We start from the raw sequence: 17,208 nt of genomic DNA on the forward strand, positions 1-17,208 counted from the left end.
TGATGAATAACGATATTTGTCAGCAGATAGAAGACAGTGCGCATTTCAGGGAGTTAGTCGAAAAACGGCAACGGTTTGCCACCCTTCTGTCCCTTATCATGCTGGTTGTCTACGTCGGTTTTATTTTGCTGATTGCTTTCGCCCCTGGCTGGCTCGGTACGCCGCTGCACGCTGGAACCAGCGTCACACGCGGTATTCCTATCGGGATTGGCGTGATTGTGATTTCTTTTGTGCTCACCGGTGTTTATGTCTGGCGGGCAAATGGCGAGTTCGACAGGCTGACGAAGTCGGTTATGCGTGAGGTGAAAGCATCATGAAAAAGCTAACGACGGCACTCGCCGCCACGCTGCCACTGGCGGCTAACGCCGCTGACGCCATTACCGGCGCAGTCGAGCGTCAGCCGACCAACTGGGAAGCCATCATCATGTTCCTGGTCTTTGTGCTGCTGACGCTGTACATCACCTATTGGGCCTCCAAACGCGTGAAATCGCGTAGGGATTACTACACCGCGGGCGGCAATATCACCGGTTTCCAGAACGGGCTGGCGATTGCCGGTGACTTTATGTCTGCCGCGTCGTTCCTCGGCATTTCCGCGCTGGTCTACACCTCCGGCTACGACGGCCTCATTTACTCGCTCGGGTTCCTCGTCGGCTGGCCGATTATTCTGTTCCTGATTGCCGAACGCCTGCGCAACCTTGGGCGCTATACCTTCGCCGATGTCGCCTCATATCGCCTGAAACAAGGGCCGATTCGTATTCTGTCTGCCTGCGGTTCGCTGGTTGTCGTGGCGCTGTATTTGATTGCGCAGATGGTCGGCGCGGGCAAGCTGATTGAGCTGCTGTTTGGCCTGAACTACCACGTTGCGGTGGTGCTGGTTGGCGTGCTGATGGTGATGTACGTGCTGTTTGGCGGCATGCTCGCCACAACGTGGGTACAAATCATCAAAGCGGTGCTGCTGCTGTTCGGTGCAAGCTTTATGGCCTTTATGGTGATGAAGCACGTTGGCTTCAGCTTCAACAATCTGTTCACCGAAGCGATGGCTGTCCATCCGAAAGGCGCGGCGATCATGAGCCCTGGCGGGTTGGTGAAAGACCCGATATCCGCACTTTCGCTAGGTCTTGGCCTGATGTTTGGTACCGCCGGATTGCCACACATCCTGATGCGTTTCTTCACCGTGAGCGATGCACGTGAGGCACGTAAAAGCGTGTTCTATGCCACCGGTTTTATGGGTTACTTCTACATCCTGACCTTTATCATCGGCTTTGGCGCCATCATGCTGGTGGGCGCTAACCCGGCGTTTAAAGACGCGGCAGGGCAACTGATTGGCGGCAACAACATGGCGGCGGTGCATCTGGCAGATGCTGTCGGCGGTAACTTGTTCCTGGGCTTCATCTCCGCCGTGGCGTTCGCCACCATCCTCGCGGTAGTCGCCGGGTTGACGCTGGCGGGCGCATCGGCGGTTTCGCACGACCTCTATGCCAACGTGTTCCGCAAAGGCGCGTCTGAGCGTGATGAGCTGAAAGTGTCGAAAATCACCGTGCTGGTGCTGGGCGTGGTGGCGATATTGCTGGGCATTCTGTTCGAGAAACAGAACATCGCCTTTATGGTGGGCCTGGCATTCTCGATTGCCGCGAGCTGCAACTTCCCGATTATCCTGCTTTCCATGTACTGGTCGAAGCTGACCACGCGTGGCGCAATGATGGGTGGCTGGCTCGGCCTGTTGACGGCGATCATTCTGATGATCCTCGGCCCAACCATTTGGGTGCAGATCCTCGGTCACGAGAAAGCGATTTTCCCGTATGAGTACCCGGCGCTGTTCTCCATTGCCGCGGCCTTTATCGGCATCTGGTTCTTCTCCGCCACCGACAACTCCGCAGAAGGCCTGCGCGAACGCGAACAGTTCCGCGCGCAGTTTATCCGTTCACAAACCGGTCTGGGTATCGAACAGGGCCGCGCGCACTAATCCCCTCTTCCCCGGCGATTTCGCCGGGGATCACATTTTTCCCCTCCGCTTATTTTTATTCTCCTTCAGCGCGTTACAGTACCCAAAGTTAAATGAAACACTGTTTTATTTCATCAATCCGATGATTCATTTTTTGAAGGGTAACAAGGATATGAAAAAATATGCGCTTGTCGGCACCGGCGGTCGTGCCGGGTTATACATTTCTGCTATTGGCGGGAAATGGCGAGATAACGCCCGAATGGTGGCCTTTTGCGACACCAACCAGACGCGAATGCAGTACGCCAATCAGCTTTTAAAGCACGAAGGTGCAGAGCCTGTCTCCACCTGGAAAGCGGCACAGTTTGAAGAGATGATCCGTGAAACGCAGCCGGATATCGTTATCGTCACCACTCTGGATCGCACCCACGATGACTATATTGTCCGGGCGTTGCACGCCGGGTGCGACGTAATTACCGAAAAGCCGATGACCATTGATGAACAGCGAGCGCTGCGCATTCTTGATGCGATTGAGCAAACAGGGCGGCAGGTACGCGTGGCATTTAACTATCGCTATGCCCCGCACCACAGCAAAGTGCGCGAACTGCTGATGCAGGATGTGATTGGTCAGGTCAACTCGGTGCATTTTGAATGGCTGCTGAATACGGAGCACGGCGCCGATTACTTCCGCCGCTGGCATCGCGAAAAACGCAACAGCGGCGGTCTGTTGGTGCACAAATCCACACACCATTTCGACTTGATGAATTTCTGGCTTGGCAGCTATCCAGAGCGCGTTTACGCCGAAGGCGGGCTGCGTTTTTATGGCCGCGAAAATGCTGAGCAACGTGGGGTCACTCAATTCTATCCTCGTGCTGAGGGTTATGCCGCTGCAAAAGATGATCCTTTTGCGCTGCAGATGGCCGACAATCCGCAGCTCAAAGCGCTGTATCTGGATGCTGAGCATGAAGATAATTACTACCGCGATCAAAGCGTATTCAGCGATGGGATCACCATCGAAGACACGCTCTCGGTGCTGGTGAAATACCAGAATCAGGTACAGCTCACCTATTCACTCAATGCCTATTTGCCGTGGGAAGGGCTGAACGTGGTCTTTAACGGCAGCAAAGGCCGGCTGGAGATGAAAATCGTGGAGAACTCCTACGTCAATGCCGGAGGAGAGCGCGAGCACGAAGGCAGCCTGGAGCAGTGCGATATCACCGTATTCCCGATGTTCGCCGCCCCCTGGAAAGCAGAGTTTACTCTGGGTGAAGGGGGTCATGGCGGTGGTGATAACGCCATGCTGGCCGACCTGTTTGGTGAACTGAGTCACGACCCGCTGCAGCGAGCCGCCGATCATCGAGACGGGGCAATGTCGATTCTGACGGGCATTGCGGGGAATATCTCCATGCAGCAGCAACGCCCGGTCAACTTTCGCGAGTTTGAACTGGTTTCGCGTTTAAAACATCACCAGCGAGACTAACGGCGCCACCAACACGGTGACCACGCCGGATAACATCATCACCAGACTGGCCACCACGCCTTCCTGCGGGCCTAGCTCGTAGGAACGCGCGGTGCCAGCACCGTGCGAAGCGGCACCAAAACCTGCACCTTTTGCCATCCCTTCACGAATAGCCAGACGCATAAACAGGATATCGCCCACCGCCATGCCGAACACCCCAGTGATCACCACAAACAGCGCCACCAGTTCTGGCTGCCCACCAATCGATTTTGCTGCCGCCAGGGCAAACGGCGTGGTGATGGAACGCACCGCCAGGCTGCGCTGAATTTCATCCGGTAAAGTGAACAGACGGGCCAGCCAGACAGAACTGGTCACGGCGACAATGATTGCGGTTGTAACGCCTGCCGTCAGCGACATCCAGTGACGTTTGATGACCGCCAGATTGTCATACACCGGCACCGCGAACGCGATGGTCGCCGGGCCCAGCAACCACAGCAGCCAGTGCGCTTCGCCCATGTAGTTTTGCCAGGAAATGTGGCCAAAGACCAGCATCAGCACCAGTAAAATCGGCGTGAACACCAGCGGCATCAGTGGCAGTTTGCGAAAACGGCGATACAGGCGTTTGTTGGCGTAATAAAGCCCCAGAGTGATGGCCAGGCAAAGCACGCTGAGCTGGAAGTTATTCATGGTTCATCCTGCGCAGCTCATAACGATACACTTTATCGACCACCCAGGCGGTGGAGGCCAGCACCATCATGGTGCTCAGGGCGATAACCAGAAAAATGCGCCAGCCATCAATCATCAACAGTTGGGCGTAATTCACCACCGCGACCACCGCAGGCACGAAGAACAGCAGCATTTCAGCCAGCAGCCAGCGAGACCCAGCGCGAACCCACTTCAGCGGCACGACACGGCAAACAATCAGCGCCAGCAGCAGCACCATCCCCACCAGATTGGCGGGCAACGGTAAATGGCACCACGCCACCAGATGTTCAGCCAACACAAACAAACCGGCGTACAGAACCACCTGCACCGGAACCTGAAGATGATGCAGGACAGCAGGCGTTACACGCCCTAAGGCCACAGCCATGAAAGGAATTCCTGAAAAAAGTGAAGGCGCTCAGTATAGTGAGACGCCGACCGTGACTGAAATGAATTAAAATCATTGAAGGTATAGTTTCGAGGAATAATCATGGACATAAGAACGCTGCGCTATTTCGTCGAAGTGGTTCGCCAGCAGAGCTTTACCCGCGCGGCAGAGAAGCTGTTTGTCACGCAGCCGACCATCAGCAAGATGCTGAAAAATCTGGAAGATGAACTCAACTGTACCCTTCTCATTCGTGATGGTCGCAAACTGCTGCTGACCGACACCGGGCGCGTGGTGTTTGAACGCGGCGTGACCATCCTGACCGAATTTAGCCAGCTTGAAGCCGAGCTCAGCGACATCAACCATCTGCACAAAGGCCTGCTGCGTCTGGGTATTCCGCCCATGGTCGGCATGTTGATGGCCGGGCCTATCAGCCTGTATCGTCAGCGTTATCCTGGCGTGGAGCTAAAAATTTCCGAGTTTGGCGGCCTGACCGTGCAACAGGCCGTGATCAACGGCGAATTGGATGTGGCGATGACCGCGCTGCCTGTCGATGAAGAAAGCGGGCTTTCCACCCTGCCGTTATTCAGCCACCCTTTGTGCGTGCTGGTGCCACGCTCAGGCGTTTGGCTGGATGTGGAATCAATAAGCCCTGAACAGCTGGCGGCGCATCCGCTGTTAATCTACAACGAAGATTTCGCCCTGAGCCGCCAGCTCATGCAGTTATTCACCGATCACAATGTCAAACCGCGCATCGCCGTACGCAGCGGCCAGTGGGATTTTTTGGCCGCCATGGTTCAGGCAGGCGTCGGCGTGGCTATTTTGCCCGAACCCATCTGCCAGCGGCTGGATAAAAATACCCTGCGTTGGATCCCGCTCAACAGCGAACTGAATTGGCAGCTGGGCATGATCTGGCGCGAAGGCTCCTACCTTTCACACAGTGCGCAAGCCTGGCTGAAATGCTGTGAGGGGTTTTGGTTGCCCGGGGCTTGATTCATCCCATCCAGACACGATGAAAACGATGCAGAAACTCTATCTGCAAAGTGATGCGAAACAGCGAAAAACGTTCCTGAAATGGGCGCTGGACGTGCAGTAATTCCCTTAGCGTACAGCTGAATTGCCCGGCGGCACTTCGTTTGCAGGGCCTGCAAGTCACCCAGGCCCGATAAGCGTAGCGCCATTGGGCAAAAATTAAAGTTTTTCCACCAGCTTACGACTCTGCTCGATCAACTCTCTGCGGTCTTCCTCGCCCTGCTGTAACAGGCAAACAAACAGCAAATCAATCAGCGTGTGTTGCGCAGTGCGCACGGCAATGGAAGAACTGTGGGTTTTACTGCCATCGGCAATGGTGTCCAGCGTCACATCCGCCACCTGGCGCAGCGGCGACTGGTGCAGCGAAGTCAGTGCGATGATTTTTGCGCCTCGCGTTTTGGCCGTTTCTGCAGCCACCTGCACTTCACGGCGGCTGCCGGAAAACGAGATAGCAATCTGCACATCGGCTGCGGTCAGCGATTGTGCAACGGTGATTTGCACGTGGCTGTCCATTTCATTCATCACCGGATAGCCAATTTTCATCAGCTTATAGGCCAGGTCTTTAGCAATCAGCGACGAGCCGCCAATGGCGGTAATTTGCACACGCCCAGCCTGGCGAATCAGTTCGACAACCTGCTGGAGCTTGCTGAAATCCAGACCCTGAGTGGTGTCACGCAGCGCCTGCTGTTTTTCCAGCATCAGCTTCTCGGCGATGTCCGGGAAAGTATCTTCACTGTTGATTTCATTATGGATGTAAGCCACATCGTTCTTACGTTCGATGCTTTGCTGGCCCCACTCTTCCACCAGCGCAATTTTAAAGTTGGTGAAGCCCTTAAAACCCAGCTTCTGCGCGAATTTGATAATGCTCGACTGGCTGATGCCAAGCACGTCGGCAAGCTCTGGTGAAGAGAACTGTTTTACTCGCCCCGGGTTTTCAATGATGAAATCCGCGATCTTACGTTCGCCGGGCGTGAACAGGCCTTTGTTATGCAGAATAGTGTTGATGTGTTTCATATAGCGGCAATCAATCGCTCGGGTCGGCTGGCTCAAACTGGGTTTAAAATGATAAGACATTCCCCCACGCATGGCACCCTTTCATCTCGTTTCAACGTATGAAGGCGGCGATCGCGACCTTTCAGGTTGACCGGGATCACAGTTTCCTGAGAAGGGATAAAATATTACTTCTTATCGATATTATTGGAATATATTATTCCAGCCATGAAAGACATTCTTCATTGAGGCCGTTATGAAAATTGATTTATCCACCCTGACCACCGAAAGCCGCAACCTGGCCAGCGAAAACATCGATAACCTGTCCACCCTGGACATGCTGAAGGTGATCAACGAGGAAGATAAAAAAGTCGCTCTGGCGGTTGAAGAACAGCTGCCTGCCATCGCGAAAGCCGTGGATGCCATCACCTACACGTTCGCCAACGGCGGCCGTCTGATTTACTGCGGTGCGGGGACTTCCGGCCGTCTGGGCATTCTGGATGCGAGTGAATGCCCACCAACTTACGGCACGCCACGTGAAATGGTGGTGGGTCTGATTGCAGGGGGCCATACCGCTATCCTTCAGGCGGTAGAAAATGCCGAAGATAGCCCGCAGATGGGCGAGCAGGATCTGCGCGATCTGGCCCTCAACGAGCGTGATGTGGTGGTGGGTATCGCCGCCAGCGGCCGCACACCTTACGTTATTGGCGCACTGAATTATGCCCGCAGCGTCGGCGCAACTGTTGGCGCTATCGCCTGTAACCGCGGCAGCGAAATTGGCAAAATCGCCGACATCGCCATCGAACCGCTGGTTGGCGCAGAAGTGGTCACCGGCTCCTCCCGCATGAAAGCGGGCACCGCACAAAAACTGATCCTGAACATGCTGACGACAGGCGCGATGATCCGCTCCGGTAAAGTCTTCGGCAATCTGATGGTGGACGTGGAAGCCACTAACGCCAAGCTGCTGCAACGTCAGGTCAACATCGTGGTGCAGGCCACTGAGTGCCCCCCAGCAGAAGCGGAAAATGCGCTGAATGCCTGCAACCGTCACTGCAAAACGGCCATTGTGATGATTCTGGCCGGTGTGAGCGCCGCAGATGCCAGCGAGCTGCTGTCCAGCAATAACGGCTTTATTCGTCGCGCCATACAAGGAATTGGGAGCAACTAACTGATGGCTAAAATAACAAGCTCAATGATTGAGCAACTGCTACACCTTTCTGGCGGGAAATCAAATATCAGCGCCTGCGGCAACTGCATGACGCGCCTGCGCCTGACGCTGGTTAACCGCGATGCGGTGGATATCGACAAACTGAAAGCCGTACCGGGCGTGATGGGTGTCATTAACGGTGACGATCAGCTGCAAATCATTCTCGGCCCAGGCAAAGCGCAAACGGCCAGCGAGATGATGAATGAGATGATCAAAGCAGAAGGCGGTGAAACCGCTGCACCTGCGACAGACGCCAACCTGAAATCTCAGGCCAGCGAGAATAAAGCGAAGATGAAGGGCAAGCAAAACAGCGCTGTTCACAACTTCCTGACCAAGTTCGCCACCATCTTTACGCCGCTTATCCCGGGCTTCATCGCTGCGGGCCTGCTGCTGGGTATCGCCACCCTGCTGCAACAGATTTTCGACACGCCAGCCAGCTGGATGGCCGAGCTTATCGCCTACATGAAAGTGTTCAGCATCGGCCTGTTCACCTTCCTGAGCATCCTGATTGGCTTCAACACCCAGAAAGCTTTCGGCGGTTCCGGTGTGAACGGGGCAATTATCGCGTCGCTGTTTATTCTGCGCTACGTGCCGGAAGGCAAAGTGGGCTACTACGCGGGCATGCAGGATTTCTTCGGCCTGACGATTGACCCACGCGGCAACATTATCGGCGTGCTGCTGGCCTGTATTCTGGGCGCGTGGATTGAGCGCCAGGTGCGTCGTTTCATTCACGACGATCTGGATATGATCCTGACCTCAGCCATCACCTTGCTGATTACTGGCGCTATCACCTTCACCGTGATTATGCCGATTGGCGGCGAGCTGTTTAAAGGCATGTCCTGGCTGTTCCTGCACCTCAACGGCAACCCGTTCGGTACCGCGCTGCTGGCTGGTCTGTTCCTGATTGCGGTGGTGTTTGGTATTCACCAGGGCTTCGTTCCGGTGTACTTCGCGCTGATGGATGCGCAGGGCTTTAACTCCCTGTTCCCGATTCTGGCGATGGCCGGTGCGGGACAGGTCGGTGCTTCACTGGCGCTCTACTTCCGCGCTAAGCAGGGTTCTGTGCTGCGTGGTCAGATTAAAGGCGCTATCTTCCCGGGTCTGCTGGGTATCGGTGAACCTCTGATTTACGGTGTCACCCTGCCGCGCCTGAAACCGTTTATCACGGCCTGTCTCGGCGGTGCGGTGGGTGGCTTCTTTATCGGTCTGGTGTCGTGGCTCGGTCTGCCGATAGGCCTGAACACGGTGTTCGGGCCGTCCGGTCTGGTGTCGATTCCGCTGATGACCTCTTCTCAGGGCATCTTCGTCGGGATGGCGGTCTACGTGGCGGGCATCCTGATTTCCTATCTTGCAGGCTTTGTACTGACCTGGTTCTTTGGCAGTAAAAACGTTGACCTTCAGTAACGGGTAACGTAATTCCCCCATTAAGTCGCCTTAATGGGGGAATTTATTACTGATCTTCAATCAACAGCGCTTCCAGCAAATCGAGGTCATGCAGCAGCTTTTGCAGCGTTTCGTTGCTGATTTGGCGTGTGGCACGAAGATGGTAAAGCTCACCGCGTTCTGAGCGTAATGCTGAGAGACGGAAGCGTCGCTCCAGCGATTCTTCCAGCATCGACGTTTCCACATCATTTCGCCCGTCCGCACGGCGACGTAAATTACCAATCACTCGCGAGCTGACTTCGGTCAGAAGCTGATTGTCGATGTTCTCTTCCGTGTCCACCGCCATGCGCTCCGCTTTTTTCTGAATGGCGACAATCGCCACTTCTGCGGTCGCGGCTCGTGCCAGACGCTCTTCTTTATGCTGCTGAGAGTGATCGGCTACCTCGATGCGCTGAAGCAGAATCGGCATCACCGCCACCGCCACAAGCAGCGAGAACAGAATCACCCCAGCGGAAAGGAACACCAGCTCATAACGTGCAGGAAAGACGCTGCCATCCGGCAGGAGAAGCGGAATCGACAGCACACCGGCGAGGGTAATTGCCCCACGAACCCCGGCGAAAGAAGCAATGAGCAGCTCACGCGTGCTCCAGCTTCCAAACTCCATAGGTTTTCTCTTCAGGAAACGCTGGCTGAAACGCTGCATAGTCCATAACCAGCCGAAACGGACGATCATTAGCGCGGCGTAGATTAGGATGATGTCTGCGAACAACATCCAGGTTTCAACGTTCGGATCGGCTTCAGCCGCCACCAGCGACGTTTCGAGGATACCTGGCAACTGCAAACCCAACAGCAGGAACACCATGCCGTTAAAGACAAATTCGAGCATTGCCCAGGTGCTGTTTGCACGCAGACGCATCGCCAGCGGCGCGGTGCGCATCACGCCGGAACGGGTGATGGTCATCCCTGCCGCGACGGCGGCGAGAATGCCAGACACCCCAATGTGTTCCGCAAACAGATAAGAGGCAAACGGCAGAAGGAACAGCAACACAATCTGTGTCGCCGGTTCATCACCGCCCCAACGGCTGAGAAAACGCATCGAACGCCCATACAGCCAGCTCACCACAAACCCGGCAAGAATACCGCCAATGGCGACTTTCAGAAATTCCAGGCTGGCGCCTCCGACGCTGAACACCATGGTGCCCATCGCAACAGCCACCGCAAATTTCAGCGACACCAGGCCTGAGGCGTCATTCATCAACGCTTCACCCTGCAAAATCCCCATGATTTTCTTGGGAATGCGCCCTTCGCCAACAATGCCAGAGAGCGCAACGGCATCGGTCGGTGATAGCACAGCCGCCAGCGCAAACGCCGGGATCAGCGGAATGCCCGGCACCACCCAATAAATCAGGAAGCCGATGCCGACAACGGTCACTAATACTAATGCCAGCGCGAGGCCGAAAATCTCACGCCCGTGCTCGATAAACTCACGCGTCGGCGTCTTCCAGCCATCGGCAAACAGCAGCGGCGGAATAAAGAGAACGAGGAACAGTTCCGGATCAAACTCAACGTGCAGCCCAAACGTCGGCCACGCCAGCAGCGCACCGATGGCGATTTGCATCAGCGGCAGTGGGATCTGGAAGGGGAGTACACGGGTGATCACCCCAGAGAGGGAGACCAGAAGGATCATGATCAGTATTGTGAAGAAAATTTCCATGCTTTCCTTAGATTCTAACCCTGGCGACTTAACGCAGGCAATAAGGTCGAATATACCATCTGGATCACAAAATTGATAAGTTCCTTGACGTTAAAAATCTACCCTGAACATTAGCCTGTGCTCTCCAGCCAAGGCATTTTAATATCATTGAGACATGACTAAATAAAAAAAACTTACCCACATATAATATATGTGCTAATTATATTTAAAACATCCACATTTAAGGAACGACTCCAGCCACACTCAAGTAAAAAATTAAACATATGCTTTGTTAAATCTGTAATATAAAACAAAAATAGTTAAAAACTTTATAAATAAAAAAAGCGCAAGCGCTATCACATATCAAAAAAAAGAAAATGTTAAATATAAAACATATTTAACACGACGTTTTTCTTTATAAACTAAAGGTCATTCCAAATGACTACCTGCTAATGTATCTATTATGAGGGGCACCTGCCGTATTACTACCATGAACACAATATTTAACGTTATCTGGAATGCATCTTTGCAATGTTGGGTTGTCGTATCTGAACTGGCAAGAGTAAAAGGTCAAAAAAGTGAAAGTAAATTAACAAAACCGGTAAAGAAAAAAAGTAAATATTGCTTACTGCGAAAATTGTCACTTTCGGTACTAATGAGTTTGACCGCAGGAATAAGCCCTGTGGTGTTGGCCGCAGCCCCCCCCAATTCTTATTCATCTGGCATTTTTAATAGTGTGGGGGCAGCGGGCCCATGCTTTAACTCTACAGTAACCACGGGTCCTGTAACCAACAATGTCGGTTTATGTAACTCTGCTGGAGGGAATCTCCAGGTCGGCATGGTCTCCTATGACAGTGCGGGAAACTACGGAGCCTGGGTCAATGTGATAAACCCAAATACCGTCAATATGGGGGCTGGCGGCTCCACGAAGCTAAACATCACCAACACAGGCCTTATTTCACTGGCAACGTTAACCATGTCGAACAATAAGATTCTGTCGCTGGCCCCAGGGACGAATCCCACTGATGCCGTTAATTACAGTCAGCTCACCGATCTTAGTCAAACAGGAACGCTGTATTTTCACGCCAACTCCACGCTGGCGGATAGCACTCCTACAGGAACAAACAGTATTGCCATCGGCCCGGTTGCCAACGCGGTAGGCAACAATTCCGTTACATTAGGCTCTTATACCTCAGCCAATGGCACAGGCAGTATCGCGATCGGTGGCGGCGATGGTACTGCCACTAACCCGGGCGCCCAGACTCAGGGGAGTGAAGCGATCAGTATTGGCCTTGGCAGTGTGGCAACAGGTAACGGTAATGTGTCATATGGTTCAACAACCGCAATAGGCACGCGGTCAAAGGCCTTTACCTACTCAACGGCCATCGGCAGTAATGCCATCGCCGGGACTAACACCAACAACAATGCAGCAACGGCAGTTGGCGTCAACTCAAATGCAAGCGGCGATCGCGCTTCTGCTGTAGGCGCCAGTTCACAGGCCACCGGCAACTACAGTTCAGCCTATGGTACTTTGGCTAATGCATCAGGCGATCGCAGTACAGCAACAGGAGTCAGCTCTCAGGCCACAGGCAGCTTCAGTTCAGCCTATGGTACTTTGGCTAATGCTGCAGGTGCGAACAGCACGGCTATCGGTACCTCGGCCAGTGCGGCGGCAACGAACACCGTGGCGCTGGGCAACGGTGCGGTTGCCAGCACCGCGGGCAGTGTCGCCCTCGGCAGCGGCTCCACCACGGCTGCGGCTAATCCGTTTGCCGGCAGCACCATTAACGGCACCGCCTATACCTATGCCGGCGGCACGCCCGCCAGTGTGGTCAGTGTCGGATCTGCCGGTGCAGAGCGTCAGGTGACCAATGTCGCCGCCGGACGCCTCAGCGCCACCAGCACCGACGCGGTCAACGGCAGCCAGCTGTTTGCCACCAACAGTGCAGTCACCAGCCTGGGGACCACCGTCAATAACATCAATAACGGCAGTGGCATCAAGTACTTCCACACCAACTCCACCCTGGCCGACAGCGCCGCTGGCGGTACAAACAGTGTGGCCATCGGCCCGGTTGCCAGTTCGACTGCCACGAATGCTGTCGCGCTGGGTAATGGCGCGACCGCCAGCACCGCGGGCAGTGTCGCCCTCGGCAGCGGCTCCACCACGGCTGCGGCTAATCCGTTTGCCAGCAGCGCCATCAACGGCACCGCCTATACCTATGCCGGCGGCACGCCTGCCAGTGTGGTCAGTGTCGGATCTGCCGGTGCAGAGCGGCAGGTGACCAACGTCGCCGCCGGACGCCTCAGCGCCACCAGCACCGACGCGGTCAACGGCAGCCAGCTGTTTGCCACCAACAGCGCGGTCACCAGCCTGGGCACCACCGTCAATAACATCAATAACGGCAGTGGCATCAAGTACTTTCACGCCAACTCCACCCTGGCCGACAGCGCCGCTGGCGGTACAAACAGTGTGGCCATCGGCCCGGTTGCCAGTTCCACCGCCGCGAATGCTGTCGCGCTGGGCAATGGCGCAACCGCCAGCACCGCGGGCAGCGTCGCCCTTGGCAGCGGCTCCACCACCGCTGCCGCGACGGCGGTGACCGGCAGCACCATTAACGGCACCGCCTATACCTATGCCGGTGGCGCCCCCGCCAGCGTGGTCAGCGTCGGATCCGCCGGTGCAGAGCGGCAGGTGACCAACGTGGCCGCCGGACGCCTCAGCGCCACCAGCACCGACGCGGTCAACGGCAGCCAGCTGTTTGCCACCAACAGTTCGGTCACCAGCCTGGGGACCACCGTCAATAACATCGTCAATAACGGCAGTGGCATCAAATACTTCCATACTAATTCGACTCTGGCTGACAGCACCGTCACCGGCACTGACAGCGTGGCCATCGGCCCGGTTGCCAGTTCCACCGCCACGAATGCTGTCGCGCTGGGCAATGGCGCGGTTGCCAGCACCGCGGGCAGCGTCGCCCTTGGCAGCGGCTCCACCACCGCCGCCGCGAATCCGTTTGCCAGCAGCGCCATCAACGGCACCACCTATACCTATGCCGGCGGCACGCCTGCCAGTGTGGTCAGTGTCGGTTCTTCCGGTGCAGAGCGTCAGGTGACCAACGTCGCCGCCGGACGCCTCAGCGCCACCAGCACCGACGCGGTCAACGGCAGTCAGCTGTTTGCCACCAACACCTCGATCAACAGTCTGGGCACGACGGTCAATAACATCGTCAATAACGGCAGTGGCATCAAGTACTTCCATACTAATTCGACTCTGGCTGACAGCACCGTCACCGGCACTGACAGCGTGGCCATCGGCCCGGTTGCCAGTTCGACCGCCGCGAATGCTGTCGCGCTGGGTAATGGCGCGACCGCCAGCACCGCGGGCAGCGTCGCCCTCGGCAGCGGCTCCACCACTGCTGCCGCGACGGCGGTGACCGGCAGCACCATTAACGGCACCGCCTATACCTATGCCGGTGGCGCCCCCGCCAGTGTGGTCAGCGTCGGATCCGCCGGTGCAGAGCGGCAGGTGACCAACGTCGCCGCCGGACGCCTCAGCGCCACCAGCACCGACGCGGTCAACGGCAGCCAGCTGTTTGCCACCAACAGTTCGGTCACCAGCCTGGGGACCACCGTCAATAACATCGTCAATAACGGCAGTGGCATCAAGTACTTCCACACCAACTCCACCCTGGCCGACAGCGCCGCTGGCGGTACAAACAGTGTGGCCATCGGCCCGGTTGCCAGTTCGACTGCCACGAATGCTGTGGCGCTGGGCAATGGCGCAACCGCCAGCACCGCGGGCAGCGTCGCCCTTGGCAGCGGCTCCACCACCGCCGCGGCTAATCCGTTTGCCAGCAGCGCCATCAACGGCACCGCCTATACCTATGCCGGCGGCACGCCTGCCAGTGTGGTCAGTGTCGGATCTGCCGGTGCAGAGCGGCAGGTGACCAACGTCGCCGCCGGACGCCTCAGCGCCACCAGCACCGACGCGGTCAACGGTAGCCAGCTGTTTGCCACCAACAGCGAACTGGCTAACGTCGGTTCTACAGTAAATAACATCGTCAATAACGGCAGTGGCATCAAGTACTTCCATACTAACTCCACCCTGGCCGACAGCACCGCCGGTGGCACTAACAGCGTGGCCATCGGCCCGGTTGCCAGTTCGACTGCCGCGAATACCGTGGCGCTGGGCAATGGCGCAACCGCCAGCACCGCGGGCAGCGTCGCCCTTGGCAGCGGCTCCACCACGGCTGCGGCGAATCCGTTCGCCAGCAGCAGCATCAACGGCACGACCTATACCTACGCCGGCGGCGCCCCCACCAGCGTCATCAGCGTGGGCCGTGCGGGAGCAGAGCGTCAGGTGACCAACGTTGCCGCCGGACGCCTCAGCGCCACCAGCACCGACGCGGTCAACGGCAGCCAGCTCTTTGCCACCAACAGCGAACTGGCTAACGTCGGTTCTACAGTAAACAACATCGTCAATAACGGCAGTGGCATCAAGTACTTCCATACTAACTCCACCCTGGCCGACAGCACCGCCGGTGGCACTAACAGCGTGGCGGTCGGACCTGCCGCCAGCGCCACCGCCACCAACGGCATCGCAATTGGCAATGGTGCCGTTGCCAGCATTGCTGACAGCGTCGCGCTTGGCAGCGGCTCCACCACGGCTGCGGCGAATCCGTTCGCCAGCAGCAGCATCAACGGCACGACCTATACCTACGCCGGTGGCGCCCCCACCAGCGTCATCAGCGTGGGCCGTGCGGGAGCAGAGCGGCAGGTGACCAACGTCGCCGCCGGACGCCTCAGCGCCACCAGCACCGACGCAGTGAACGGCAGCCAGCTGTTTGCCACCAACAGCGAACTGGCTAACGTCGGTTCTACAGTAAATAACATCGTCAACAATGGCAGTGGCATCAAGTACTTCCATACCAACTCCACCCTGGCCGACAGCAGCGCCAGCGGCACTGACAGCGTGGCGGTCGGACCTGCCGCCAGCGCCACCGCCACCAACGGCATCGCAATTGGCAATGGTGCCGTTGCCAGCATTGCTGACAGCGTCGCGCTTGGCAGCGGCTCCACCACGGCTGCGGCGAATCCGTTTGCCAGCAGCGCCATCAACGGCACCGCCTATACCTATGCCGGTGGCGCCCCCACCAGCGTCATCAGCGTGGGCCGTGCGGGAGCAGAGCGGCAGGTGACCAACGTCGCCGCCGGACGCCTCAGCGCCACCAGCACCGACGCGGTCAACGGCAGTCAGCTCTTTGCCACCAATACCGAAGTCACCAATCTGGGTATTGCGATGCGTACCATTACTACCGGAGGCGGGATCAAGTACTTCCACACCAATTCTACTGCGGCTGACTCGGTGGCCTCTGGGGCGAACGCCATCGCCGTAGGACCGCAGGCCAAAGCGTCAGGCGAAGGCGCGATAGCAATGGGGGATGGTGCTACCGCATCGGCAACCAATAGCGTGGCGTTGGGCAGCCAGTCCTCAGACGGCGGCCGTGGCGCAGAAACCTACACCGGCAAGTATTCCGGAGCGCTAAACAACAGCGCGGGGACGGTATCCATTGGTAACGCACAAACCAATACCACCAGAACGTTAAGCAACGTGGCAGACGGCAAGAATGCAACAGATGCCGTGAACTTACGTCAGCTGGATGGGGCTGTTGAGCAGGCTAACCGCTATACCGATACAACCGTCAATAACATCAGTGGCGATATCGCGGAAACCAAAAATAATGTGACCAACCTTATGGGCGGTAAGGCGGGCATGTTCCAGGTGAATAATACCAGCAAGCGAGCCAGCCCACAGCCAGTCGGGGAAAATGCCACTGCAGGCGGCGCTGGGGCGCGAGCAACAGGTAAAAACAGCACCGCACTGGGGACAAATGCTGCGGCTTCGGCAGAAAACTCCGTGGCGCTAGGCGCGAATTCCGTTGCCGATCGCAGCAACAGCGTGTCTGTCGGAAGTCTGGGTGAGGAACGTCAGATCACTAATGTGGCTGCCGGGACGCGAAATACCGACGCGGTGAACTATTCGCAGCTCAAAAATAGCGTCGATAATTCCAGAGCTTACACCGATAACCAGGTCGCTGATTTGCGAGGCGAATTGTATAAGCAGGATGATGTCCTCAGCGCTGGGGTAGCCAGTGCAATGGCCATGGCCAACCAGCCACAACCGACCTCACCGGGTGGCAGCATGGTCACTCTGGCTTCCGGCAGCTACCGCAGTGAGGCCGCCATCGCTCTGGGGTTCTCGAAGGTTTCCGACAATGGTCGTTGGGTCACGAAAATGCAAGCCTCCACAAATACACAAGGAGATGCCGGTGTTGGCGTGGGTATCGGCCTTCAGTGGTGAGTGAATTCTCTTTCAGGCGGCCCGATCGGGGTCGCCTTTTGTTAACCCGGAGTTTAA

Annotated in this window: 11 protein-coding genes and 1 pseudogene; 8 read left to right on the forward strand and 4 right to left on the reverse strand. The window is 56.6% G+C overall.

Going from position 1 to position 17,208, the window contains the following annotated elements; translation table 11 throughout:
* Window positions 1-2: 2 nt before the first annotated feature.
* From ACLW56_RS10535 to ACLW56_RS10545, 3 genes are all read left to right on the forward strand, one after another.
* Window positions 3-317 carry a DUF485 domain-containing protein gene (locus ACLW56_RS10535; RefSeq protein ID WP_330983730.1) on the forward strand — a complete coding sequence of 105 codons (315 nt, stop codon included), beginning with the start codon at window positions 3-5 and terminating at the stop codon, window positions 315-317.
* The gene (gene actP, locus ACLW56_RS10540; protein ID WP_330983732.1) at window positions 314-1,963 is read left to right on the forward strand and encodes a cation/acetate symporter ActP; all 1,650 of its coding nucleotides are present in this window, start codon (window positions 314-316) and stop codon (window positions 1,961-1,963) included. The genes ACLW56_RS10535 and actP overlap by 4 nt, the downstream gene beginning before the upstream one ends.
* Before the next feature lie 151 nt (window positions 1,964-2,114).
* Entirely contained in the window at window positions 2,115-3,419 is a 1,305-nt protein-coding gene (locus ACLW56_RS10545; RefSeq protein WP_330983733.1) for a Gfo/Idh/MocA family oxidoreductase, read from the forward strand.
* Here the strand turns inward: ACLW56_RS10545 and ACLW56_RS10550 are convergent.
* Window positions 3,396-4,085: an LrgB family protein gene (locus ACLW56_RS10550; protein ID WP_330983734.1), complete on the reverse strand. Its 690-nt coding sequence runs from the start codon at window positions 4,083-4,085 to the stop codon at window positions 3,396-3,398. The two genes, ACLW56_RS10545 and ACLW56_RS10550, sit on opposite strands and share 24 nt — an antisense overlap.
* Window positions 4,078-4,488 (reverse strand): CidA/LrgA family protein, encoded by a 411-nt coding sequence (locus ACLW56_RS10555; RefSeq protein ID WP_330983735.1) that lies wholly within the window; start codon window positions 4,486-4,488, stop codon window positions 4,078-4,080. The genes ACLW56_RS10550 and ACLW56_RS10555 overlap by 8 nt, the downstream gene beginning before the upstream one ends.
* Before the next feature lie 102 nt (window positions 4,489-4,590).
* Between ACLW56_RS10555 and ACLW56_RS10560 the strand changes: the two genes are divergently transcribed.
* Complete coding sequence (locus ACLW56_RS10560) at window positions 4,591-5,478, forward strand: LysR family transcriptional regulator (RefSeq protein ID WP_330983736.1); 888 nt, start codon at window positions 4,591-4,593, stop codon at window positions 5,476-5,478.
* Window positions 5,479-5,676: 198 nt separating this feature from the next.
* On the opposite strand, the gene ACLW56_RS10565 is transcribed toward ACLW56_RS10560, so the two are convergent.
* Window positions 5,677-6,591: an SIS domain-containing protein gene (locus ACLW56_RS10565; protein WP_330983737.1), complete on the reverse strand. Its 915-nt coding sequence runs from the start codon at window positions 6,589-6,591 to the stop codon at window positions 5,677-5,679.
* A gap of 172 nt (window positions 6,592-6,763) precedes the next feature.
* On the opposite strand from ACLW56_RS10565, the gene murQ reads away from it, so the two are divergent.
* Entirely contained in the window at window positions 6,764-7,675 is a 912-nt protein-coding gene (murQ, locus tag ACLW56_RS10570; protein WP_330983738.1) for an N-acetylmuramic acid 6-phosphate etherase, read from the forward strand.
* A 3-nt stretch (window positions 7,676-7,678) separates the two neighbouring features.
* Window positions 7,679-9,118, forward strand: coding sequence for a PTS N-acetylmuramic acid transporter subunit IIBC (murP, locus tag ACLW56_RS10575; RefSeq protein WP_330983739.1), 1,440 nt, complete (start codon window positions 7,679-7,681; stop codon window positions 9,116-9,118).
* A 46-nt stretch (window positions 9,119-9,164) separates the two neighbouring features.
* Here murP and ACLW56_RS10580 read toward each other — a convergent pair whose 3' ends face one another.
* Window positions 9,165-10,811, reverse strand: coding sequence for a Na+/H+ antiporter (locus ACLW56_RS10580; protein WP_330983740.1), 1,647 nt, complete (start codon window positions 10,809-10,811; stop codon window positions 9,165-9,167).
* A 469-nt stretch (window positions 10,812-11,280) separates the two neighbouring features.
* Between ACLW56_RS10580 and ACLW56_RS10585 the strand changes: the two are divergent.
* Window positions 11,281-11,382, forward strand: a pseudogene (locus tag ACLW56_RS10585) (ESPR domain-containing protein); the annotation flags it as partial.
* Window positions 11,383-11,673: 291 nt separating this feature from the next.
* A complete protein-coding gene (locus ACLW56_RS10590) occupies window positions 11,674-17,151 on the forward strand; it encodes a YadA-like family protein (protein ID WP_330983741.1) in 5,478 nt (1,825 codons plus the stop codon).
* Window positions 17,152-17,208 lie beyond the last annotated feature (57 nt).

Source organism: Pantoea sp. sgz302252, from assembly GCF_047713085.1.
Lineage (GTDB): Bacteria > Pseudomonadota > Gammaproteobacteria > Enterobacterales > Enterobacteriaceae > Scandinavium.